Source organism: Arsenicibacter sp. R0_47, assembly GCF_057652235.1.
The window spans coordinates 42,203-63,238 of sequence record NZ_JBYFCJ010000023.1 but is presented as its reverse complement, the minus strand read 5'-3'; the positions used below and the strand labels follow the sequence as shown (position 1 = coordinate 63,238).

The 21,036-nt window shown below is 56.2% G+C and carries 34 protein-coding genes; 33 read left to right on the top strand and 1 reads right to left on the bottom strand.

Features of this window, described 5'->3' with window-relative positions:
- From AC23NW_RS27010 to AC23NW_RS26865, 30 genes are all read left to right on the top strand, one after another.
- A complete protein-coding gene (locus AC23NW_RS27010; protein WP_487453427.1) occupies positions 1–180 on the top strand; it encodes a hypothetical protein in 180 nt (59 codons plus the stop codon).
- A complete protein-coding gene (locus AC23NW_RS27005; RefSeq protein ID WP_487453426.1) occupies positions 131–487 on the top strand; it encodes a LytR/AlgR family response regulator transcription factor in 357 nt (118 codons plus the stop codon). Before AC23NW_RS27010 ends, AC23NW_RS27005 begins: the two co-directional genes overlap by 50 nt.
- Before the next feature lie 26 nt (positions 488–513).
- A complete protein-coding gene (locus AC23NW_RS27000; RefSeq protein ID WP_487453424.1) occupies positions 514–732 on the top strand; it encodes a hypothetical protein in 219 nt (72 codons plus the stop codon).
- 12 nt (positions 733–744) lie between these two features.
- Positions 745–1,053: a hypothetical protein gene (locus AC23NW_RS26995; RefSeq protein WP_487453423.1), complete on the top strand. Its 309-nt coding sequence runs from the start codon at positions 745–747 to the stop codon at positions 1,051–1,053.
- Positions 1,054–1,125: 72 nt separating this feature from the next.
- On the top strand, positions 1,126–1,671 hold the full coding sequence (locus tag AC23NW_RS26990) for a hypothetical protein (RefSeq protein ID WP_487453421.1): 546 nt from the start codon (positions 1,126–1,128) through the stop codon (positions 1,669–1,671).
- On the top strand, positions 1,668–2,174 hold the full coding sequence (locus tag AC23NW_RS26985) for a hypothetical protein (RefSeq protein WP_487453419.1): 507 nt from the start codon (positions 1,668–1,670) through the stop codon (positions 2,172–2,174). The genes AC23NW_RS26990 and AC23NW_RS26985 overlap by 4 nt, the downstream gene beginning before the upstream one ends.
- A complete protein-coding gene (locus AC23NW_RS26980; RefSeq protein ID WP_487453417.1) occupies positions 2,171–2,371 on the top strand; it encodes a hypothetical protein in 201 nt (66 codons plus the stop codon). The genes AC23NW_RS26985 and AC23NW_RS26980 overlap by 4 nt, the downstream gene beginning before the upstream one ends.
- Entirely contained in the window at positions 2,368–3,381 is a 1,014-nt protein-coding gene (locus AC23NW_RS26975; RefSeq protein ID WP_487453416.1) for an HNH endonuclease signature motif containing protein, read from the top strand. Before AC23NW_RS26980 ends, AC23NW_RS26975 begins: the two co-directional genes overlap by 4 nt.
- Positions 3,353–3,793, top strand: a complete 441-nt coding sequence (locus AC23NW_RS26970; protein ID WP_487453414.1) for a hypothetical protein — start codon at positions 3,353–3,355, stop codon at positions 3,791–3,793. Before AC23NW_RS26975 ends, AC23NW_RS26970 begins: the two co-directional genes overlap by 29 nt.
- On the top strand, positions 3,783–3,992 hold the full coding sequence (locus AC23NW_RS26965) for a hypothetical protein (RefSeq protein WP_487453413.1): 210 nt from the start codon (positions 3,783–3,785) through the stop codon (positions 3,990–3,992). Before AC23NW_RS26970 ends, AC23NW_RS26965 begins: the two co-directional genes overlap by 11 nt.
- Before the next feature lies 1 nt (position 3,993).
- Positions 3,994–4,197, top strand: a complete 204-nt coding sequence (locus tag AC23NW_RS26960) for a hypothetical protein (RefSeq protein WP_487453412.1) — start codon at positions 3,994–3,996, stop codon at positions 4,195–4,197.
- Entirely contained in the window at positions 4,194–4,508 is a 315-nt protein-coding gene (locus tag AC23NW_RS26955) for a hypothetical protein (RefSeq protein ID WP_487453411.1), read from the top strand. The genes AC23NW_RS26960 and AC23NW_RS26955 overlap by 4 nt, the downstream gene beginning before the upstream one ends.
- A 28-nt stretch (positions 4,509–4,536) precedes the next feature.
- A complete protein-coding gene (locus tag AC23NW_RS26950; protein ID WP_487453410.1) occupies positions 4,537–5,310 on the top strand; it encodes a hypothetical protein in 774 nt (257 codons plus the stop codon).
- 22 nt (positions 5,311–5,332) lie between these two features.
- Positions 5,333–6,919: a DNA cytosine methyltransferase gene (locus tag AC23NW_RS26945; protein ID WP_487453409.1), complete on the top strand. Its 1,587-nt coding sequence runs from the start codon at positions 5,333–5,335 to the stop codon at positions 6,917–6,919.
- A gap of 2 nt (positions 6,920–6,921) precedes the next feature.
- Positions 6,922–7,455, top strand: a complete 534-nt coding sequence (locus AC23NW_RS26940) for a hypothetical protein (protein ID WP_487453408.1) — start codon at positions 6,922–6,924, stop codon at positions 7,453–7,455.
- Between the two features lie 51 nt (positions 7,456–7,506).
- A complete protein-coding gene (locus AC23NW_RS26935; RefSeq protein WP_487453406.1) occupies positions 7,507–7,983 on the top strand; it encodes a hypothetical protein in 477 nt (158 codons plus the stop codon).
- Positions 7,984–8,677: 694 nt separating this feature from the next.
- A complete protein-coding gene (locus AC23NW_RS26930) occupies positions 8,678–9,256 on the top strand; it encodes a hypothetical protein (protein WP_487453404.1) in 579 nt (192 codons plus the stop codon).
- Positions 9,249–9,698 carry a hypothetical protein gene (locus tag AC23NW_RS26925; protein ID WP_487453402.1) on the top strand — a complete coding sequence of 150 codons (450 nt, stop codon included), beginning with the start codon at positions 9,249–9,251 and terminating at the stop codon, positions 9,696–9,698. Before AC23NW_RS26930 ends, AC23NW_RS26925 begins: the two co-directional genes overlap by 8 nt.
- A gap of 16 nt (positions 9,699–9,714) precedes the next feature.
- Positions 9,715–11,160: a S49 family peptidase gene (locus tag AC23NW_RS26920; protein ID WP_487453401.1), complete on the top strand. Its 1,446-nt coding sequence runs from the start codon at positions 9,715–9,717 to the stop codon at positions 11,158–11,160.
- A 58-nt stretch (positions 11,161–11,218) separates the two neighbouring features.
- Positions 11,219–12,301: a hypothetical protein gene (locus tag AC23NW_RS26915; protein WP_487453400.1), complete on the top strand. Its 1,083-nt coding sequence runs from the start codon at positions 11,219–11,221 to the stop codon at positions 12,299–12,301.
- A 53-nt stretch (positions 12,302–12,354) separates the two neighbouring features.
- Positions 12,355–12,783, top strand: a complete 429-nt coding sequence (locus AC23NW_RS26910; protein ID WP_487453399.1) for a hypothetical protein — start codon at positions 12,355–12,357, stop codon at positions 12,781–12,783.
- 39 nt (positions 12,784–12,822) lie between these two features.
- Entirely contained in the window at positions 12,823–13,353 is a 531-nt protein-coding gene (locus AC23NW_RS26905; protein WP_487453398.1) for a hypothetical protein, read from the top strand.
- Positions 13,319–13,522 carry a hypothetical protein gene (locus AC23NW_RS26900; RefSeq protein WP_143092604.1) on the top strand — a complete coding sequence of 68 codons (204 nt, stop codon included), beginning with the start codon at positions 13,319–13,321 and terminating at the stop codon, positions 13,520–13,522. Before AC23NW_RS26905 ends, AC23NW_RS26900 begins: the two co-directional genes overlap by 35 nt.
- A 35-nt stretch (positions 13,523–13,557) precedes the next feature.
- Positions 13,558–14,181 (top strand): hypothetical protein, encoded by a 624-nt coding sequence (locus AC23NW_RS26895; protein ID WP_487453396.1) that lies wholly within the window; start codon positions 13,558–13,560, stop codon positions 14,179–14,181.
- A 50-nt stretch (positions 14,182–14,231) separates the two neighbouring features.
- On the top strand, positions 14,232–14,435 hold the full coding sequence (locus AC23NW_RS26890) for a hypothetical protein (protein WP_487453395.1): 204 nt from the start codon (positions 14,232–14,234) through the stop codon (positions 14,433–14,435).
- A complete protein-coding gene (locus AC23NW_RS26885) occupies positions 14,432–15,049 on the top strand; it encodes a hypothetical protein (protein ID WP_487453393.1) in 618 nt (205 codons plus the stop codon). Before AC23NW_RS26890 ends, AC23NW_RS26885 begins: the two co-directional genes overlap by 4 nt.
- Positions 15,030–16,754 carry a hypothetical protein gene (locus AC23NW_RS26880; protein WP_487453392.1) on the top strand — a complete coding sequence of 575 codons (1,725 nt, stop codon included), beginning with the start codon at positions 15,030–15,032 and terminating at the stop codon, positions 16,752–16,754. The genes AC23NW_RS26885 and AC23NW_RS26880 overlap by 20 nt, the downstream gene beginning before the upstream one ends.
- 358 nt (positions 16,755–17,112) lie before the next feature.
- Complete coding sequence (locus AC23NW_RS26875) at positions 17,113–17,388, top strand: hypothetical protein (RefSeq protein WP_487453391.1); 276 nt, start codon at positions 17,113–17,115, stop codon at positions 17,386–17,388.
- A gap of 162 nt (positions 17,389–17,550) precedes the next feature.
- A complete protein-coding gene (locus AC23NW_RS26870; protein WP_487453389.1) occupies positions 17,551–17,802 on the top strand; it encodes a hypothetical protein in 252 nt (83 codons plus the stop codon).
- Positions 17,799–18,155 carry a hypothetical protein gene (locus AC23NW_RS26865; RefSeq protein ID WP_487453388.1) on the top strand — a complete coding sequence of 119 codons (357 nt, stop codon included), beginning with the start codon at positions 17,799–17,801 and terminating at the stop codon, positions 18,153–18,155. The genes AC23NW_RS26870 and AC23NW_RS26865 overlap by 4 nt, the downstream gene beginning before the upstream one ends.
- Positions 18,156–18,158: 3 nt before the next feature.
- Here AC23NW_RS26865 and AC23NW_RS26860 read toward each other — a convergent pair whose 3' ends face one another.
- Positions 18,159–18,374 carry a hypothetical protein gene (locus tag AC23NW_RS26860; RefSeq protein WP_487453386.1) on the bottom strand — a complete coding sequence of 72 codons (216 nt, stop codon included), beginning with the start codon at positions 18,372–18,374 and terminating at the stop codon, positions 18,159–18,161.
- Positions 18,375–18,475: 101 nt separating this feature from the next.
- Here AC23NW_RS26860 and AC23NW_RS26855 point away from each other — a divergent pair, with 101 nt between their 5' ends.
- From AC23NW_RS26855 to AC23NW_RS26845, 3 genes are read left to right on the top strand one after another with little or no spacing between them, the layout of a single operon-like run.
- A complete protein-coding gene (locus tag AC23NW_RS26855) occupies positions 18,476–18,724 on the top strand; it encodes a hypothetical protein (RefSeq protein WP_487453385.1) in 249 nt (82 codons plus the stop codon).
- Complete coding sequence (locus tag AC23NW_RS26850) at positions 18,721–20,109, top strand: hypothetical protein (RefSeq protein ID WP_487453383.1); 1,389 nt, start codon at positions 18,721–18,723, stop codon at positions 20,107–20,109. The genes AC23NW_RS26855 and AC23NW_RS26850 overlap by 4 nt, the downstream gene beginning before the upstream one ends.
- On the top strand, positions 20,109–21,035 hold the full coding sequence (locus AC23NW_RS26845) for a DUF6712 family protein (RefSeq protein ID WP_487453381.1): 927 nt from the start codon (positions 20,109–20,111) through the stop codon (positions 21,033–21,035). Before AC23NW_RS26850 ends, AC23NW_RS26845 begins: the two co-directional genes overlap by 1 nt.
- Position 21,036: the final 1 nt, after the last annotated feature.

Here is a 21,036-nt window from a genome sequence, read left to right as displayed (position 1 = left end):
ATGCTGCAACTACTCCCGATTGTACTGCCCCCGCTGCTGGTGCTGCTGGGAGCAGTCAGCTGGTGGTTTCTGGTCCGGACCACCGAATCCAAACCGAAACAGTCACCTGTCAACCGTACAAAAAAACGTTATGCAGACTATATCAGCCAATGCCGACGCCGTTCGTATACGCGGCCGTAACGGCAAGTTCTTTCTGGTTCCCCTCAGTCAGATCATCCGGGTGCAGGGGGATGCCAATTACAGTATTGTCTATCTCACCGACGGCACCCGGCACATGCAGGGCAAGTGTCTGAAGATGATGGAGCAGGCGTTCCCCCGGTTCATCCGGATTCACAAGTCCCACCTGGTCAACCCGGCATTCATCTACAAATGCATGGTGCCCAGGGGACGGGAGGGGGAAGTCATCATGCGCTCAGGCCTGACGCTGCCCGTCGCCAGGCGCCGCGGCAAGCAGCTGCTGGAAACAGGTGACGGGGTTGCCGCATGAATCACTAACACTAAAAACAACCCGAAATGGCGTGGAAGACCCGACTGGAAACAAAAGACTTCCAGATCCAGAAGTACGACAATTTCGCTGTCATCTATGACCCGGCAGCCCATGCATACCTGCCCGTCAGCCAGGCGGACAAATCAGCAGCTGCCGCAGGTCAGCACGACTGTACTGATGAGCAGCTGCTGGGCTACCTGATCAATCAGGGCAAGCTGACACATCCCTTTGACGAATTTGTTTAAACCAGTTCTCCGATGAATAATAATCCCGAAAAACCACCGATTGTTGCCGTTACGGCCAACCGCCTGACGGCTGACAAAATGCCTAACCGCAGTTTCCGCCGGACAAACTTTGTGCATGTCAGCAACCTGCCGGTCGAGGACAGCAAGCCAATCCAGATTCACAGTTCACGGGCAGATGCGTCCCTGCTGGCCATCATGCCTGACGGAAGCGGCTTTATGCTCAATACGACCCTGTTTGCCAACGAGTGTATGGTGCTCTGGCAGCAGGAGAACACCCCGAAAGCGGAGCCGGATCCGGTCCCCGCCGATACTAACGCCTAACGAACTCCCCTGATTTTCTGCTACTGACAGCCGGCCGGTGCGCCGGGTTGGGGATACTCATTTCAATTCTGAATGGAAACGACACAAAATCTCTATTTGCCGGGTAAAATCCGGCTTCATTCAGGCCGGTACGTGGACGTGACCGGCCTGACAAAGGATGATATCCAGCTGGAAGATATCGCCCACGGGCTCTCCCACCGCTGCCGGTTTTCCGGGCACACGGTGCGGTTCTATTCCGTGCTTGAGCACTCGCTGCGGGTCGCGGAGCTGGTACCGGCCGAGCACCAGCTGGCGGCCCTGCTGCACGACGCCAGCGAGGCCTACCTGTTTGATATGCCATCGCCGGTGAAGCTGTTCTTCCCGCAGCTCGTGGATCTGGAGCACCGCGTCTCGATGGTGATCTTTCAACGCTTCGGGCTACTGGGCAGCTGGCCGCTGGCGGAGGTGATCAAACGCGCCGATACCCGCGCCCTGGAGGAGGAATGGGCGGGGCTGGTCATTTCCGATACCCACGAAATGGGCTACCGGCATCCAAAAAACGTACGGGCGGCGTGGCTGTTTGCCGTCAGGGCCCGGCTCCGCGAACGGGGGATGGTGCAGGAAGGGGGTGCGGTATGAAATTCAAGATAATGGCAGGGGCCGAAACCTACGCCCGTATCGATGCCATACGCGCCGAAATTAAGCGGTGCCAGAAAGAAGCAATTGCGATCACAGAGGAACTGGGCGGCAGCGGGCATTATGGAGAAGTACTGTGCGCGGATACCGGGCTCACAGCAATCACCTGTGAGCAGCCGCCTGCATGGCCCTATAAGCGGGTGATGAAGCGGGTACACGGGTCGGCTTATTTCCCAAGGAACGTAAAGGCGAATCAGGCTATTCTGGAGCGTATCCGCCAGCTGCCCAAAGTACATCAGGATCAGCTGAACCAAACCATCGGGTTTGTCGCCCAGAGCGTTGATGACCGGTATTTCTTCAGCTTCGGACTACTTACGGGCAAGGACTTCCAGCTGGTGAGCATCGACGAGCGGGTGACGTACACGCCACTTCCCGACATGACCGAGATCACCGTGTCTGAGTACAAACAACTACAGCAGCAGCTGGAGCAGGGAGGTGAGCCGTGAACGAGGAACAGGAACAGGCCTTCCGGACGGCCTGGGATTTTCAGATGCAGCTGCTGGCCGAAGAGCTGGCAGCTGCCCGCGATCAGGCTGTGGAGAAATACCGCAACAGGGGACTGAACGGTCACCCGCCGGCGCGGATGGCCCGGGTATCGATGAACATGACACTGGTAAATCTTTTAATTTCTCGCAGCCAATGAAACAAACAGCTAAACCGTGGCAACAGGATGAAATCGACTACATCCGGTCCAGCTATCTGCTGAAGAGCAACCGGCAGATGGCCGCTGAGCTGGGCCGGTCGGTTAATTCAGTCAATGATCTGGTATCCGCCAGACTCAGACTCAGACGCCCGCGGGCGTTAACAATGCAGTTCCGGCGGGAAAGCAGAATGCAGACCGACGGCTGGCAACCCGCTGATCTGGAATACCTGCGCACCAACTACCTGCAAAAAAGTAACCGTGAGCTGGCAGCTGCGCTCGGCCGGTCGGTTCCGGCCGTTCAGTCCTGCCTGTTTAAAACCCTTCAGTTGATCCGCCCGTCCCGGTGGAGAAACCGTAAGCGGGAACCCTACAAAAAAACGGATCTGATCTGGCCGGAGGAGCACACCCGGTTTCTCAGGGAGAATATTGACTCGATGAACAACGCAGCCTTAGCGTCTAGTCTGGGACGTTCAGAGAAGTCGGTTACGTCAAAAATCAGGCGGATGAAACTGCGCCGCTCACCCGAAGCCATCCGTCGTATTCTCAGTCAGCCCAATCCGGCACATTTCAAAAAAGGACAGCTGCCGAAAAATACGATTTCCGGCGAAGGTGAAATTATCCGGATACGGTATACGACGTCAGGATCCGGCAAAAAAATACCCTATAAATACATCAAACTGGCAAACAGCGTATGGCAGCAGTATCACCAGGTGATCTGGATCCGCACAAACGGACCGATTCCCCCGGGACACATCGTCGTATTCCGCAACGGTGATCAGATGGACTGCCGGCCGGAAAACCTCCAGCTGATCAGTTATAGGGAAAATGTTCTCCGCAATTCGGGCAGTCTGCGGCTGACTGACGGATTTGTGGCCTCGACGCTTAGTCCGCGTAACCGGGAACTCAGACGGCAGCTGCAGCAAATACCGGGACTCATTGAAGCACGGCGGGCACAATTACAACTCAAACGGCTTATCAGACATGACAACGCAGAGCATTCAGAAGACTGAAACCAGAGTAAAAGCCATGATCGGAAAGACATTCATGGTCAATGCGTTTGCCCACAGGATTGTAAACTACCAGATCCAGGACGGGAAACTGACCCTGGTTTCGGATAAAAAGTTTTTCCAGGCCGTCGAGCTGGCAAACGCCGACCGGTTTCTGGAGCAGTTTCTGGAAACTGACGAAGCCCCACTGCCGGCCGTGGTCACGCCGGAAAAACCGGCCTCGCTTCAGGCCGCCGGTGATATCCGCAACATCCTGATGGAGAATATCCGGAAAGTGCAGCAGGATAAAAGCTACATCCCGCAGGCGGCCGAGATTGCCAACCAGGTCGATAAGCTCTTTGCCATGGCTAAGCTCGAGATTCAGTACATGCAGCTGGTAAAACAGACAAACAAAACCGCCGGGGATGAAAGCTGATATCTTTTCGCTGCCTTACAGCGCCAGACCATGCCCTCCGGCCATGCCGGAGGCCGTCTGGCGGGCTTTCGCCGAGGCGGCCGATCACCGCGGCTCCCGTGACGAATGGCTCGTTAAGTGGCAGGCCTATCAGGCACTCCACGATCAGTATTACACTCCCGACGGCAAGCTCAGAGAGCAGCCCAAAACAGAAAACTGATATGCATAATCATACACAACTTTTACTCGAGTTAATCTCAATCGGCCGGCAGATGCGCGATGCCCAGACGGCCTACTTTGCCAGCCGTAAACAGAGCCGCTGGGGCGATAAGAAAGTACTGGCCCTGAGCAAGCAGCTGGAGGCTGAATTTGATGCGAAACTGCGGGAAACCGGGCAGCTGACGGAAGGAGGTGATGCGCAATGAAACGACGGTTTACAATCCGCTACGACTGGTGGTCAGCCGTGCTGCTGATCGACGAAAGCAAGGCCGCTGCGCTTATTAAGGACAGTGTCGAGTTCTGGACCGGATGGAAGGCCGATGTCCGGCGGCATGATGGAGACTACACAGAAGTCTTCGTCCGTAATATCGCCCCGCTGCTGATGGAAGAGAGCTTCAGTAACACCATGGACTGGATACGGCAAAAGTCGTTCGTACACAGGGAGGGCTACTGTATGACCCTCACCGAGGAAACCGGTATTGAGCTGCTGAGAATTGACGGATGGGAATTTGATTAGGACGAAATTGATATTACCGAAGACTGATATGAAAGGCATCAATTTTATCCGGCTCATGTACGAGCGTACTGTGGCCGGCATCAAGACCCAGACCCGCCGCACGGGCGGGCTGGAGTATATTAATGAAGCAGCCGATACCTGGCTACATCTTGGCTGCGGACCGGTCGACGAAAGCGGCAAGCTAACCGTCACCGGTGCACAGCCGGGAGAAAAGCAGTTATGCATAGTACGTACTACCCATAGGGATGTTTTCCAGCGCTATGTGGACGGGAATAGCAGCGAGCTTACCTTTTACGGCTTCAAACGTCCTGACCGGCGTAAAAAAGTAGCCGTGTTCCGGCGCAAAGAACGTGGCTACACGTACCATTTTGTGTTTCCCCGCTATCAGCCCGGCGAAACGCTCTATCTGAAGGAGCCGTATCTGGCCGATCCGGAAACGAATCAGGTTATGTACCGGTTCGACCGGCCGGTCAGGGAGGGCGATAACCGTGATGTCAAATGGGAAAGAAAGCTGTTCATGCCGGCATCAGCCGCACGCGCCTGGATCCGGATCACCGGTGTTCGCTGCGAGCCGGTCAGACAAATCAGCGAGGCTGACGCAAAGGCAGAGGGCGCTGACTGCGGGATACTGCGGCTGGAGAAGGGGCTGATTGTGCAGCTGATCCGGACGGATCCGCCTGAAGGCAGCTACCGCAACGGGTTCGAATTCATCCTGCACTCGGTTACGGGCGGGGCGCAGGCGTGGCAGGATGACAAATGGGTATTTGTCTATGAATTTGAACTGGCCGAAAAACCATGCTAACTACTCAAACCATCGTAAAACCATGATTCATCCATCAGAGATTACGTTAACAGATATGTTCTGCGGCTGCGGAGGCTCCAGTACCGGCGCGTTCAACGTGCCGGGGGTACACGTACAGTACGCGCTCAATCACTGGAAACTGGCCATTGACAGCCATAACACCAACCATCCGGATACGCACCACGATTGTGCGGATATTTCCGAAACACATCCGGCCCGCTACCAGCGGACTACCGGCCTGATTGCATCGCCGGAATGCACTAACCATTCACTGGCCAAGGGGCAACGGCGTAAAAACCTGAACCAGCAGGAAATATTCAACAGCAAGGCATTCGACGCGTCAGCAGTCAGATCACGCGCTACGATGTGGGACGTACCCCGCTTTGCGGAAGTCCACCGGCATGAGTTCATCATCGTGGAAAACGTTGTTGACGTCCGGTTCTGGGAGCTCTTCGAGCCGTGGCTGAAGACAATGCAGGCGCTGGGTTACCGGCATGAATGCGTCTACCTGAACGCAATGTTTGCTCACGACATGACAGGCCGGTCGTTTGCTCCGCAGTCGAGAGACAGAATCTATATCGTATTCTGGAAAAAAAGCAACCGTAAGCCGGATCTGGATATCCGGCCAAAGGCACCATGCCCCCGCTGCGGAACGGTTGAGGCGGTTCAGACCTGGAAGCCGGGACGTCGGGCCGGCAAATACAAGACCCAGTATAATTACCGGTGTTCGGTTTGTGCTGCGCCGGTCGTACCGTTCTACTTTGCCGCCCTGAATGCCATCGACCTGTCAATCCCAATGATCCGGATCGGTGACCGGGAAAAACTTGGCATGAAGCCATTGAGTGATAATACGCTCAAACGGGTTCAGTTCGGTCTGGATAAATTCGGCAACCGGATGACAATTATTGATCAGCGTAATCAGTCCGGATCGGCATCAGCACGTATTATGCTGGCGGATGAAGATCCGGTCAATGCTCAGACCAACGGCTACAGCAGCTACCTGTTTTCGCCGTTCATGTTCAATTTGTCGTATGGTACCAGCGCAGCCGACCGGACCTATGGGATGGATGACGTAATGCCGACCCAGACCACACAGGGAACGATGGGACTGGTAACACCTCAGCCGTTCATACTGGCCAATCGTGACAACTCGCCCAGCCGGCCACTGACGGGCTACATTCACACGCAGACGACGGCCAATCAGGAAATCCTGATTGCACCGCCGGGATCCTTTCTTTTTACGCAATCCCGGAAAGACAAAGGACAGGCACTGACCGATCCGCTACGGACAGTAACCACCCTGCGCGAGAACTTCGGCATCATAGTTCCGATTCACGGGACGGCCCGGCCACGCAGCGTATCGGACAGTATGGACACGGTAATGACGACCGGCCACAGTTCGCTGGTTACGGGTGAAGATCCAAAGCCGCGGATTGAGGATTGTATGTTCCGGATGATGCAGCCATCGGAGACGAAACTGGCTCAGGGTTTTCCGGCAGACTATGTAATTCTGGGAAATAAGGCTGATCAGCAGAAACAGATCGGCAATGCCAATCCACCGCCGACGATGGAGTTATTGATTTCACGATGTGTAGACAGCCTGCTATAGCCATGAAACTACCTGATTTTCTACTGATACCTGAGATTAACGAAGACAACGCCTTATTGGCCATAGAGCTGATACTGGCAGAGCGCCGGCGGCAGACAACTCTTTTCGGAAAGCAGGTAATGCCGCTGGAGAACTGGTACCTGATTCTGAACGAGGAAATCGGTGAGCTATCTAAAGAACTGCTGGAGAAAAACAGCACCGTTAATATTTTGACTGAAGCCGTGCAGGTCGCAGCCATGGCCATGCAGATTTTTGAATGGTGGTTCGAGCGGGGCTATAACACGCCGATTACATCCCGGAAAACACTTGACTACTTCTACATTTCGCATAACATCAGCGACGGCGATCCGGTAAAGACGCTGGCCGGTTTATCGATACCGATGTCTGCCTTATGGGTGCAGGAAGAAGCCGGCGTCCGGCTGTATACTAACTGGCTGAACGCTGCCTTTCTGGGCCGGAAAACCTGTGATCTGGTTTATCAGATTATGCAACAGCAGTTGCATGACGGAGCTGCCGGCGATCGGCAGGCAGAGTGATGACGGCAACTCAATTATTTATGAACCATTTACTTTTTAATCCTTTTCAAAATGAAAATTAATCTAAGAACCCGGAAAGACGGTGCTATATACAGCCTTGGCTCCTATAAAACAGGTCCGGTACCAGGCATTCCGCAGGTAAATGATCAGGTAACGGAAAGCGGCATTCCCTACCTCGTTATTCAGCGGACATTTGTAATTGATGACAAAACTGAACAGGTCAGCGAGGTAAATATCTGGCTGCAGCCCATATCCATGCCGGCACAAACCTGCACGCCGTCCGCTTCCGGCATGCAGGTATACAGCATTCAGGAGCACGGGCTGCCGGATATGGAGCAGCTGGCCGGACGGGTAGCATTCCTGACAAACGGCTGTATTATCTCCGGATATCCGCTTTGTCTCGACGAGCCGGCCATCTATGGCCCGAGCGTCTGGCAGGCAGACAGCGACTTGAATATTCCTGGTAAATTCGGGGGAATCAGCACCTATATCGTTTTTGACCGGCCTGTCGCTGAGCTATATAGATAACAGGTATCACAGTCTGTTCAAACCCAAAATCATACAAGGAGGCAAAAGCCTCCTTTTTTTTTGGACATTTTTAATTTTTGCTCCATTAGTCTATAAGATCCATTGTATTAATATTATGAAGTATTTATAATATATTTTATTTTCAAAATACACAAATCAGTAACTTAATAAGGATACGCCTGGCTGAAAACACGCTGCTCTCCCCTGTTGTCCCGAGCTGTCCCGAGTAAATCCCGCGTTTCCCGGAAACGCTCCCGCAATCATTACCGTATGGTCATGTATAAAAAAGGCCGTTTCCGGCGTTTTGAACGGGGGTCGTTTTTCGCTTTTGAGAAAAAATAAAAAGCTGTAGCAACCCGTGAAAATCCTCCCGCAAACTCCCGCAAATTCCCTGCTTAACGTAACTTATTGATTATTATATACTTATTATTTATTATCTATTAAAAACAACAGGGGAGTTTGCGGGACGTGCGGGAATTTGCGGGAGTGCGGGAGGATTTTGAAAACCGTTACGCACTCCGGGGCATCACGCATTTTTTTTGCGCTCTCCCTTCTCCCTGCCTGTTTTTAGGCTGGTCCGGCGTTTTTGTGTTTTTCACGGGTTGCGGTTACGCCGGCGGCAGTCTGATTATGCGGCTACCGCCTGCCCTCTCCGCGGTGGTAACTTAGAGGCACTTTTCACCCCCGTCAACTGATGAGAAACGATCCGGTAATTTTTCCGCTGCCCGTCTGCGAGCACGTCTATAAGTATCTGCGTGTACGGCAGGCCGGTGAGCCGCTGATGGCTACCTTTGAGAATGCGCCGGTCGGTACCTGGCTGTGGGCGATGGCCCAGAGCGAAAAGGTACACCTCTATCAGAAGCACGGCGGCCGTGTAAAACGGTACCGCAAATACCGGCTCGACGAAATGTCCCGGAACTATGTTGTGGGCATCTACGAATTTCACAGCTCCCGCTCCCAGCTGCTGCTCAATATTGCCGAGCTGCACGTGTTCAACCGCGTGGTAACCAAGTTTATGTTCGATGATCTGCTGGGTGATATCGACGCGCGGGATCCCGCCGTGACCGTGCAGGGGGCCATCCGCAGCATTGCCGACCGGTACGATTTTTCGGATGATGACCTCTCGGAGGCCAGTCTGGAGCAGCTCTACTACCGTACCCGCGCCGGCCGCAACCGGCAGTCCTACCGCCGGCCGGACTGGGATACGGTAATGCGTACAACGATTGTCGGGGAGGCTGCCCCTGCCGCGCCGATTATTTACGCCCATGAATGATCTGAACTTTACGCCCGGCAGCGCCAATACCGGCGGGGTATTTCTGCTGCGGTTTGCCCCGCTCGACAGCATTACGGCCATCGGCACGGAGGTAACTTTTGCCGCCGGCGCCCGCTGGCTTTCCTGCTACGGCTCGGAAGGCTCGCTCAGCTGGGAGGAGCAGCAGAAGGATACCGATAACGGGCCTGTCTGGGAGCTGAGTGTGCAGGCATTTCTGCCCGGCGACTCGGCCGCTATCCGGGCCCAGCTGGCGGCAATGACCACCCGCCGCTTTGTGGTTGAATGTGAAGACAACGAGGGGCTGGTCCGCCGCGCCGGCGCGATCGGGGCGGGCCTTACCTTCAGCTATAGTTTTTCGCCGGGCGCCAATCCCGGTGAGCGGCGCGGTAACCGGATCGCCTTTGCCGGCCAGCTGACCGCACTGCCTGACCTTATTGATTGATTGACTGATTGAAACTTTGGGAACGTATAAAGCCGGACGGGTATCCTGTCCGGCTTTTTCTGCGTACAACGTTTGTCAGGCAGAGCTGCCGGACGAGGGCGCAATTTCCGGCATGGATAGCATGCAGACCCTTGCCTCTCTTACACAGCACACCTGGCTGATTGATCAGGCGGCCGGCCGTTTTGTGCTCCGCCAGCTTCTGGAAAACAAGGCGCAGCCAGCCGAACCCGCCGTTACGTATGCCGGCGTCCGTTCTGCGGCTCCGTCCCTGATGGGCGGCGGCGGTATGTCGGGTGCCATGCCGGGCTCGGTGGTGGTTATCTGCGTGGACTACCCGCTCTACGGCTTTTACGCTGAATGGCTCTGCCGGCAGCTGCAGCAGGCCTCGATGAACGAAAATGTCGTCGGCATTATCTGCAAGATCAATTCGCCGGGCGGCGTTGATCAGGCGGCCTATAAGCTGTTTGACACAATCCAGGCGATTAAGAAGCCCAAAATCGCCCTGTGTGAATACGGCCTGATGGCCTCGGCCGCCTACTGGTTTGCCCTGGGCTTTGACTACATCATGGCCAGCCGTGCCACTGACCGCATCGGCTCAATCGGCGTCTACAGCACCTTCATGGACGATACGGGCTTCTGGGAGCAGTACGGCTTTACGCTGAAGGACATCTATGCCCCCGAGTCGGACCGCAAAAACGAAGAGTTCCGGGCCGCCCAGGAAGGTGATTACAGTCTCTACGAGGCCAATAACTCCCGGGTGGCGCAGCTGTTCATTGCTGCGGTCAAACAGTATCGCGCCGGTAAGCTGAAAATTACCAAAGCCGATGATCCCACACGCGGCGCCCTGTACGTGGCCGCCGATGCGCTTAAAAACGGCATCATCGACGAGATCGGCAGTGCCGACCGCGCCCTTCAGCTGATTGCCCGCATGGCCGCCGGCGAGACCATTCAGGATATTCTCAAATCCGAAGCCCCGGACGATTCCGGCGAAGAGGATAACGATCCGGAAGAGGATCCGGAGCACGAACCGGATGACGCCCCGGAAGCTGCCGCACAAATTCAGTCCAGTAACCAAAATCCCGATACATCTATGTTTGGCGACAAACACAAAAAGCTGACGGCTCTGGCCGGTCAGGCTGCCGTCAGTGACGAGCAGCTCAACGAGGTAAATGCCAACCTCGATTCTCTGGGCATTACCGGCGTGCGGGTGATCAGCACCGGCTACCTGAACGAGGCAGAAAATGCCGTTTCGGCCCTGGCTACCGTGAATACCACCATCACCACGCTGACTACTGAGCGTGACAGCTACAAGGCCAAAGCCGAGTCCTACGGCTCGCAGCCGGGTGCCACGCCGAGCAAGGTCGAGAAGACCGACGAGCCGCTGGCGACCACTACGCCGCTGGTAATGTCTGAAACTGATGCCGAAATGCAGCGTATGCTGGCCCGCCAGCAGGGCCGGTAAGCCCCTTTAGTGCTTGCTGACAACTCACCCGTAACTTCTTTCTCTTCCACTTTAGCGTATGGCTACTGTAACAACCACCAACGATATCACCGCCATCAATAACTACGCCGGGACTTACCAGTCCCAGATCATCGCGTCGGTTGTCAACGGGCTGGATATCGTCAATGACGTGGATCTGATCCGCAATCTCCGCGAGCCGCAGATCCTGCCTAAGTATACGGCCAACGGCGGTATGCGTCCCCTGGATACCGATATCCGCTCGGCCAAGGGCAAAGCGGGTAAATTCGGTGTCCGCACCATCACCCCGCGCACGTCGATGAAGATTCTCGATGTGATCCCTGAGGAACTCCGCAAAACGTATCTGGGCCGCGATCTGGCGGCTAATGCCAAAGAATACCCGCAGGGATTTGCGCAGTATTTCTGGGCCGAGCAGACAAATATCATTCAGGCCGAAATTAACGACAACGCCTATTACGGCGTAGACTCGGAGGATATCGCTGCCTATAGCGGCGCGACGGCCTACAACGTGGGCGACCGGATGCGGTATACCGACAAGGTCTATTACCGCTGTCTGGCCACCACCACAGCCGGTCAGACGCCTGAATCGCATCCGGCCAAATGGGTAGACTGCGACAACGAGGTGCTGGCAAAAGGCTTCGGTACCATCATTGCCGCCGAGTACTCCTCAATGGATACGGCCAACAAGATCGCTACCGGCGCCATCACCGGCACCAATGCCTTTGACAAGGTAACGGACTTCTACAATGCGATGCCGACGGCAAAGAAAAGCAAGGGCGGTTTCTTCTACGTCAGCTATGATGTGTATCAGAAGTACGGTACGGCGCTGCTCAACAAGTTTGTTAACGGTACCAGTGCGTATGAGGTGCCGGGTACGGTGAACTACTACGTATTCGGTTCGGGTAATAAGTGGATCCTTAAGCCGTGTACCTGGATGGGCAGCAGCCAGCGGATCATCGCTACGCCGAAAAGCAACCTGAAAATGGGTACGGATCTGACCTCTGATATCAATTCAATCGGTAACATGATCCCGCACATTCACGGAGCAACCTATAAGTACCAGATGATTCTGGCTTATCAGATCGCGGATCTGGCTATGCTCTTCGTAAACGATCAGGTATAACTCACCCTTCACTCCCGGGAAGCCCCTGCAAGGGGGCCTCTGCTTACTTTACCATGGACGAAAAAGACCAGAAAATCGCGGATCTGACGGCTGAGCTGGCCAAACGCGATTCAACCATTGCCACGCAGGCCAAAACCATCAAGACCCTGGATGGTAATCTGACGGCCGCAAACACGGCCATTGCCGCGCACGTAAAAGCTGCTGCGGAACAGTCCGCGACAATCAGCCGCCAGGACGGTGAGCTGAAAACGGCGGCTGAAATGATTGCCGGTCTGCGTAAGCAGCTGACCGCCGCCGAAACCGCCGCCCCTGCCGCTGACCGGAAATCCATCATGATCGGCCGCCGGCCGTATGAGCTGATTTCTGACTTCTGCTGGAAGGGGAAGGACGTCACCCTGGACGTACTGAAGGCCGACAAGGCGCTGGCTGAAGAGCTGGTAAGCGAGGGCGTGGCCTTCCTGCGGCCGGCAACTGCTGACTAGCTTCCGATCTGTATTCACCCGATAAACCAGTACTAACCAATGGCAATTTCCTACGCAGACATGCTGCCGCCGACCGGCGAAGAGGTGAACATGGGCGGTCTCTCCGAGCGCCTGTGGTTTGCCCGCCGGGTCGATATCCAGACGTGGTCCGCTCCGGCAGCTTCTCCTGCCAGCCCCTACATTCTCACGACGCCGTTTCAGATGAAAACCGGCAAAAAGTTCTACGAATGCTACATTACCCAGGATACCGGTGATCTGGAGCTTCAGGCAATCGGCGAGGTGGACGGTAAGTCCTTCAAGCCGGTACTGAAGGCGTTCTATCCGGGTCTGGAGGATGCGGCCATCACGTTCTTCAACCAGATCAAGAACGATGTGCTCATCGTGATCGCCGAGCTGCCCGACGGCAAGATGCTCCAGCTGGGCTCCGAGCGGTTCTCAATGCGGTTTTCAGCGAGCTTCAAAACCGGCGTAAACTCCGGCCGCGGCCGTGGTACCGAATTTGAGGTGACCGGTTTCACTCCTTACATCTACCGCTATGCCGCGACCGTCCCAGTCACCCCTGCCAGCTAACGAGCCGGCAGCGACACGCTTTTTCAGCGTGACGGGCCTTGCGCCGGCGGATGAGATGCCGGTCTATTTCGAGGGCAAACGCTACGATCTGGCCCGGCTCACTGATGAGGAGGCGGAATACCTGCTTCAGTTCCCCGAGCAGGTGCCCTACCTGACACGCAACCCGTAATCAAAAGCCCGGCCTTTCCCCCGGGCTTTTTTTGTATGACCGACCTGGAACGACTTACTGCATGGCTGGAGAACCCAGTGTATCCCGCCGGCGTGCTGCTGTACGAGCGGCTGATCGGGACCGGCTTTGTACTCTCGGTGCTCAAGGCCGGAGAGGACAGTTACTCCCGCTCGGTGCTCGAAACCGCGCTGAGCGAAAAACATGCGCAGCTGCTGGCTGAGCAGCAGGCAAGGCTGCAGGAGCTGCCGCCGGTGCTGGCCGAAGGCAGGCAGCGGGCGGGAAAGCTGCTCGACGAGCGGATTGTACTCAAGGAACGCATGCGGCTGCTGCATGCGGGCGGTACCTCCTCCGGCGATCAGCTGCGGGAGCTGGCTTTTCAGGTGCTGGCACTCAACGATCAGCTCGATGAGCACTTCGGGCAGCAGGATTTCTATGAGCAGCACGGCTATCTGCCCGATGCGGATCCCCCCTCCTGCACCACCCCCCTGGCACTTACCACCCGCCGCAACACGCTGCGGACCTACGTGACCCGCTACAGCAAACAGCTTCAGCAGGCCTACGGGGCCGGAGAGATCAGCCGGCTTCAGCAGAAGCTCGACCATTACCGGGCCGAGTTGTTTGCCGTAGAAACTGAGCTGCAAAAGGCCGCTGCGGATTGAACCCTGTGAATCCCCTGATTGATTTCTGTGAATTTTACCCCTCAAACGTGATGATATCCCTCTCATTAACAGACGACGGCCGGCCCTGTCTGGAATTTACAATCTCCTCCCGGCCCGCCGGCATTGACAGCAAGCTGCTGAAGGTGTTTGCCGAACAGGCGGCAGACGGTACCCTGCTCTGCGAGCCCGCCGGCGAGCCAATCAAAAACGATGACGGCACCGAATTTACCACGTATCAGATTCATGTCCAATGAGCAGCGAGCTGACAACGTCACCCGGCGCAGGGCTGGCTAAGTGGGAAGATAAATTCGACCGGGTCTACCGCTGGTACCGCGATGAGACAGGCGGTATTACCCTGCCGGCGGAACTGGAACAGGAGCGGCAGCAGTGGGCCTGGATCTACGCGCTGATGGAATCCGGCGCCCAGGTAAAGGAGTCGCAGCTGGTACTGGCTATCCAAAAGCAGTATCCCGGCACGCAGGCACGTGTTGCCCGCCGGCTGCTGGATGACACCAGACGTTTTTACTCCGTGCTGGGCAAACCCAATCTGGATTTTGAGCGGGTCATGCTGATCAGTCAGCTGCGCGAAGATATCCGCCGCGCCCGGCGGTCGGAAGACTTCAAGGCGGTCGCCTCGCTGAGTAAGCTCTACGCGCAGGTGATCGGCGCCGATCAGCCCCAGGAGCAGGTTGACAACAAAACGGTCATTAACGTGCTCAACTTTAATCCGGTGCAGCTGGGCGGCGAGGAGATCGGCCCCGAGCAGCTGGAGAAGCTAATCAAAAACCTGAAAGCGGCCGATAAACGCAGGCGCGAAGAGGAATTCAGCGACTTTACCACCCTGGACGATGACGACACTACTGCCTGACAGTTATAAAACCCTGGACAGCGTACTGCGCGATGATCTGGGCGCCACGCTCCAGCTGGCCGGACTGGAGGCGCCCGAAAGCGGGCTGGCGGCCGACGTGGACATTACCCACCTGCACTATAATAAGCCGCAGCTGCGCTCGATGCTGGTGGGCGCCAACGAAGAGTACGCTGTCTGGGGCCGTGGTACCGGCAAGTCAGAGGGGCTGATTGCCCCCCGCACCTACCGCAACATGCAGGTGATGCCCCGCTCGCACGGCTGCTTTGTGGGAGCCACCTACCTGCAATTGCTGGAGCGTACGCTGCCGCCGGTGATCAAGGGATGGGAAAATATGGGTCTCCGGCGCAACCGTGATTTCTGGATCCGCGAGCGCCCCCCGAAAAAGCTGGGCATCCCCGAGCCGATCGTGGGGCCCATCACCACCGAGCACTGTATTTTCTTTAGAAACGGCGCGATCGCCAGCATGATCTCCCAGGACCGGCCGGGCAGCGCCAACGGCAAGACCGTGCACTGGATTGCGGGCGATGAGGCCAAGTTCCTTAACAAACAGAAGCTCGACAGCGAGCTGTTAATGACAAACCGCGGGGATGAGCGCTACTTCGGCGGCATCCCTGAATTTCATTCCCTGCTGTTCTGCACCGACATGCCCACCACCAAGGAGGCTATGTGGATCCTGGAGCAGCAGAAACGCATGGATCCCGACCGGATCCGGATCCTGCTGGCGATTCAGGTTGAGATCTACAAGCTCTACGAGCAGCTGCTGTGCTATCCGGCCCGGCGCAAAAACATTCTGAGCCGGATTAACGCCTGGCAGAAAGAGTGGAATGAGCTCCGGGCCGGTACGGTCTTTTTCTCCGAGGCCTCCACGCTGGATAACATTCACGGTTTCGGAGAGAAAAATATTCTCCGGCTGCGACAGATCCTGCCCACGTTTATCTACCGGACGGCGATTCTCAACGAGCGGCCGTTTCTGACCGAGAACGCCTTCTATCCGGATCTGGATGAGCGCCACTTTTATGATGCGTACAACTATGACTACATCGACTCCTATGAGTTCGGTAAGGGAGAGTTCCGCGATTCGCGTAAGGATGCTGATGTGGATCCGTACGCGATGCTGGAGATCGGGCTGGATTACGGGGCATCGATCAACTGTATCAGTGTTGGTCAGCCGGCGGGAAAGAAGTACAACTTTGTCAATGCCCTGTATGCCCGCCACCCCCAGCGGCTGCGCGATGCCCTGCTGGGGTTTGCCGGTTACTACCGCTATCATCACAATAAGTATGTGCGCTACTACTATGATCACACCGCTATCGGCTCGGATGGTAAGGATGATCAGACCTATAAGGATATCGTCGTGGATGTGCTCAGCCAGGCAGGCTGGACCGTAGAGCCCTACTGGATCGGGCATACAGCCAGCTATCAGTACCGCTATGAGGTATGGGGCAGCTGTCTGCGGGGCAACCGTGACCGGCTGCTGGAGGTAGGCTTTAACCGGGGTAACACCGAGTACCTGCGCACCTCCATGCAGAACGCATCGATTAAGGAAGGGGGCCGGGCATTCGAAAAGGATAAGGGCAACGAGCGCAAACCGAACCTGGATCAGCGCGAAACCACCCACTTCTCGGACTCGGCGGATACGCTGCTGGTGGGCGCCCTGAAGGTACACCGTCACATGAGCGCTGAGAGCTTCGATGTGATCGGATAGCGGGCACACTGATACGATGACGGCTCAGGCGGCAGCGGGCGGGTGCGGGATGCACCGATGCCCCATCATATATGGTGCAGCCCGGCGGTGCAATTGCATTTTGAAAAGGCGCGTGGCCTCGGGGTTCGGTGTGTCAGACGGAGCCGTTTTTTTTGAATTCCAGCGCATAAAAGACTGATTTTCAATGAAAGCGACTTAAAAACGGGTTTATATACCGTTTGCTGTAGCATACGCTTTGTTGTTACTGTCCATTATTAATCAGCGGATTAGCTGTTTTCATCTGATTTAACGGCTACCGGACAACCGCTTTTTCCGGGCAGATTTGTCTCTGGAAAACCTGTAACTAAACTATCACTTTATGAGTAGTGTAAGGGCTAAATTTAAATGTACTAAGGTCGAAATTTACGAAGCCAGCGAAAAGCCGACATTTATACCGGTGTATGGCAACAGTCCTGAAAACAAATCGTTCTCTACGGCTACGCCGGTTGGAGAGCTGACGATGATGATTACAGTTCCGGATCTGTTTGGTCACTACCGGCCTGGCAGGGAGTATTATCTTGACATTACTGAAGTAACACCGGCGGCTGAGTACAACGTGGCCACCGTTGATTCTTCTGTCATTCCCGTTCAATAGCCAAATGGTGCCCGGTCCGCTTCCGGACGGACCAGGTCAGTGAGGATTCCGGCCGCTACAACAGGGATATGCGGCTTATAATCGGGTAGCCCTGTCCTGACCGGCACCCAAACCAGAAGCCCCGGCAACACGGCCGGGGCTTGTTCATTCTTAAAGAAAACAATGGAAAATCTCAGAAACGTAGAAATTATTCAGCTTAATACCATTGATGGTCAGCTGGTGGCAATGGTCAGTTATCAGGATATTACCAAAACCGGCGATATGAATGACGGGTATAGCCATACCGTGATACCGGTTAATATACGTCCGCTTCAGTATTGCGTGCGGGATAATCTGCTGGTTAACCAGTCGGTTAAGTCTTGTGCGGTTTGTGCCGGTCCGGGATGTTCTTCAGATACAGCAAAAGCCGGATGAAATCAGTTGTGTCCATACTCTGGATCTTATGTGTACTGACGGCATGTGAGTCCGGAAAACTCAGGCGGGGTATCGTTGTTAAGAAGTGGTATGAGCCGGCCCGCAGGTATACAAGCCCTGCCCCCCGGATAATACCGAACGGGAAAAGCGTCATCGTCATTACCGTACCTGTCGAGGTTTTTGACGATGAGGATTACTGTGTACTGGTGTCAGCAGGCTCCGGCACGCAGGATACAGAAACATTGTACCTTTTGCCGGCGGTTTATAATTCAGTTACGGCCGGCGACTCCATGCGGCGCATTAACGATTCGGTGTTTTTCTTCCCGCCGTCCGGCTTTGTCCTTCGCCCCTGAATTCTACTCCGGCCAGTGCCAGGTTTTTTCCTGCCAGACCCCGAAGCCGGCCAGTGTCAGCAGCTCCTCCTTTTTTTCTGTGCTGATTTTCTTCTTTCCTGACCGGAGCTGCGTCCGGTAGTAGCGCTGCCGCTGTTTTTTGAGTCCGGTCAGGCTCCAGTAGTACGGACTGCTGACCAGCTGCTCAAAGGCCTGGTCGGTTGTAATCGGCTTTCTCATTGCGGGTTATTTCTGTCACAGCGAATCTAGCTATTTCCCGGCAAATCCCCGCGTACAACGGTTGTCAGGCCGCTTCCGCCCCGGGCCCGGCAATTTCCGCTATGATTACGGTTCAGGAGATGGTGCAGCGCATGCGCAGTGCCGACAAGCCCTTCGACATCACCTTTGTCACCGCCAACCGGACTACCGGCGAAGGTGGTCAGGTGCGGGAGCTGCGGTCGGCCGAGCTGCTGACCAGAAAACGGGCACCAAAACGCATTCTGGATTTCCGCTCCGTGCGGGGTACCCGTGCGCCTGTGCGGATTCACCTGGACCTGATTTTGTGGTTTAATAACATCCCGGTAGCATGATCGATTATTTTGAGGGCGGGCAGTATGATGTTGCGGTATTTACCGCTACGGGAAAGGGGCCCGGCGTCAGCTTTGCGCTGGCAAAGGAGACGCTGCCCGGCGCCGCTCCGTCGGCCGTCGCCCTGCCCGATGCCCTGATGGGTTCGGCCATTGGTGAGGTGATGCCCTGGGGCGACGGAAACGATTTTCCCCAGCGGCTGGCCGAACTCTACAATAATGACCCGATCATCCCCAAAACGCTCGATAAGGTCGCCAGCATGATGACCGGCCGGGGCGTAATGGCCGTGCAGGAAGATATCGACGGGGCCGGAAAGGAAATTGACAACCCGCTGCCGGCAGATCATCCCGTCGCTGCCGAAATCCGGGCGTTTCTCAAATCGCCCGACCTGCGGCGCTACCTGCGCGAATCCTCGGGCGATATCGCCTGGTTTTTTAACGCCTGGCCGGAAATGATCCTCTCAAAGGATCGTCAGAAGATCGTGCAGATTCATGAGCTCAACGCCGAGGAGTGCCGCTGGTGCCGCATGGACGAAAACGGCAACCTGCCGCATGTGTATCTCTCCAGTGCCTGGCCGAACGTGGCCGTCAGCGAGGAGCGCTACACCAAAAAGCTCACGGCGCTGGATCCCTACCGCTGGGACCGCGTGGACTGGGTGCGGGGATCTGATTTTTACAAGTTTGTCTATCCCATCAGCTACCCGACGCCGGGGCGCCGCTACTACTCGCTTGCCCACCACTACGCGCTGATTAAGTCGGGCTGGTACGATGTGCATCTGGACGTGCCCGCCTACAAAAAATACCTGCTGAAGAACCAGATCTCGGTCAAATACCACATCAAGGTTGACAGTGCCTTCTGGCCGATCCGTTTCGGGGGTACTGAGGTCTGGAATAAGCTGAAACCTGCTGAAAAACAGGCGAAGATTACCGGCTGGCTCAAAACGCTGACCGATACGCTTACCAGCACGGAAAATGCCGGCAAGGCGATTATGACCGAAGTGGCCTGGGAGCCGTCCGCCCAGAACAAGATCCGCGATTACGTGCAGATTACCACCATCGACGACAAAACCCTGGACGGCAAGTTTCTCGACGACAACCTGGAGGCCGCGGCCAACGTCTTTTACGCGCTCGGCGTGGATCCGGCAATCGTCGGCTTCGCCGGCGGCGATAAAATGGGGGCCAAATCCGGCGGCTCCGACAAGCGCGAAGCCTACCTGATTGCGCTTCAGATGCTGGCACCCTTCCGGGAGATGCTGCTGGAACCCCTTGAATTTATTGCGGAATACAACGGCTGGAAGGCGGCTTTCCCGAATCTGACCTTCCGCTTCCGGGATACCATACTCACCACGCTGGATACGGGAGCCGGCACTAAAAAAGTAGTCAGCTGATGCCGCTGTTTACCGACGATACCGCCTTTTTCCGCCGCTACGTGCCGGTAACCATGAATTTCAGCGTGGGGCCGCTTCGCCCCTATCTGGATCAGGTGGAAGAGGATATCCGCACGGGCTTTCTGGGCCCGGATCTGGCGGCGCAGCTGCTGGCAGCAGCCGTGCCGGTGCAGACGGATCCCGTTCTGGTGCCGGCCGTGAGCTATTTCCGTCAGGTCGTCGCCAACCTGGGTTTTGAGCGGTATCTGCCCTTTGCCGAGACCCAGATCGGTGATGACGGGGTGACTATTTCGGCCGCTGACGGCCGAAAGGCGGCATTTTCCTACCAGACCCGCAATCTGGCCGCCCGGCTGGCGCAGTCCGGCTGGCAGGCGCTGGATAAGCTGCTGGCGCACATTGACGAACACGAAGATACCTTTCCGGCATGGCCAGATGCGCCCTGCTACAATGAATACCGCAGCAGCCTGTTTCAGTCGGCACGGCAGTTCGCCACCTACTACCCGATTCAGGGAAAATGTCTGACGTTCCGGGCGCTGCGGCCCTTTTTAACCCGGGCTGAGCTGACGGCTGCCGGCCGGCTGGCGCAGATCAGTCAGGTAACAGACCAGACCCGGCAGACGGCACTCATGCAGCAGCTGCGCTATGCCGTGGCGTTTGAGACCATTGCCGCCGGCATGCCCAATCTGGCCGTCGAAATCTCCGGCCAGACGCTTCAGGTCAATCTGGCCAGCCAGTACGGCGGGGCCAGTGAGTACTTTACGGCGCCTTCGGCTGAGCTGCTCGACCGGCTGGGGCTGAAGCTGCGCCGGCAGGCGGATGATGCCTGGCAGACGCTGGATAATGCCCTGGCGGCGCTGAGTCCGCCCCCCGACACTGAGGATCCTGTTCCACCCGCTCCGATCGGCGATAAGATCGTGTATCTGTAAT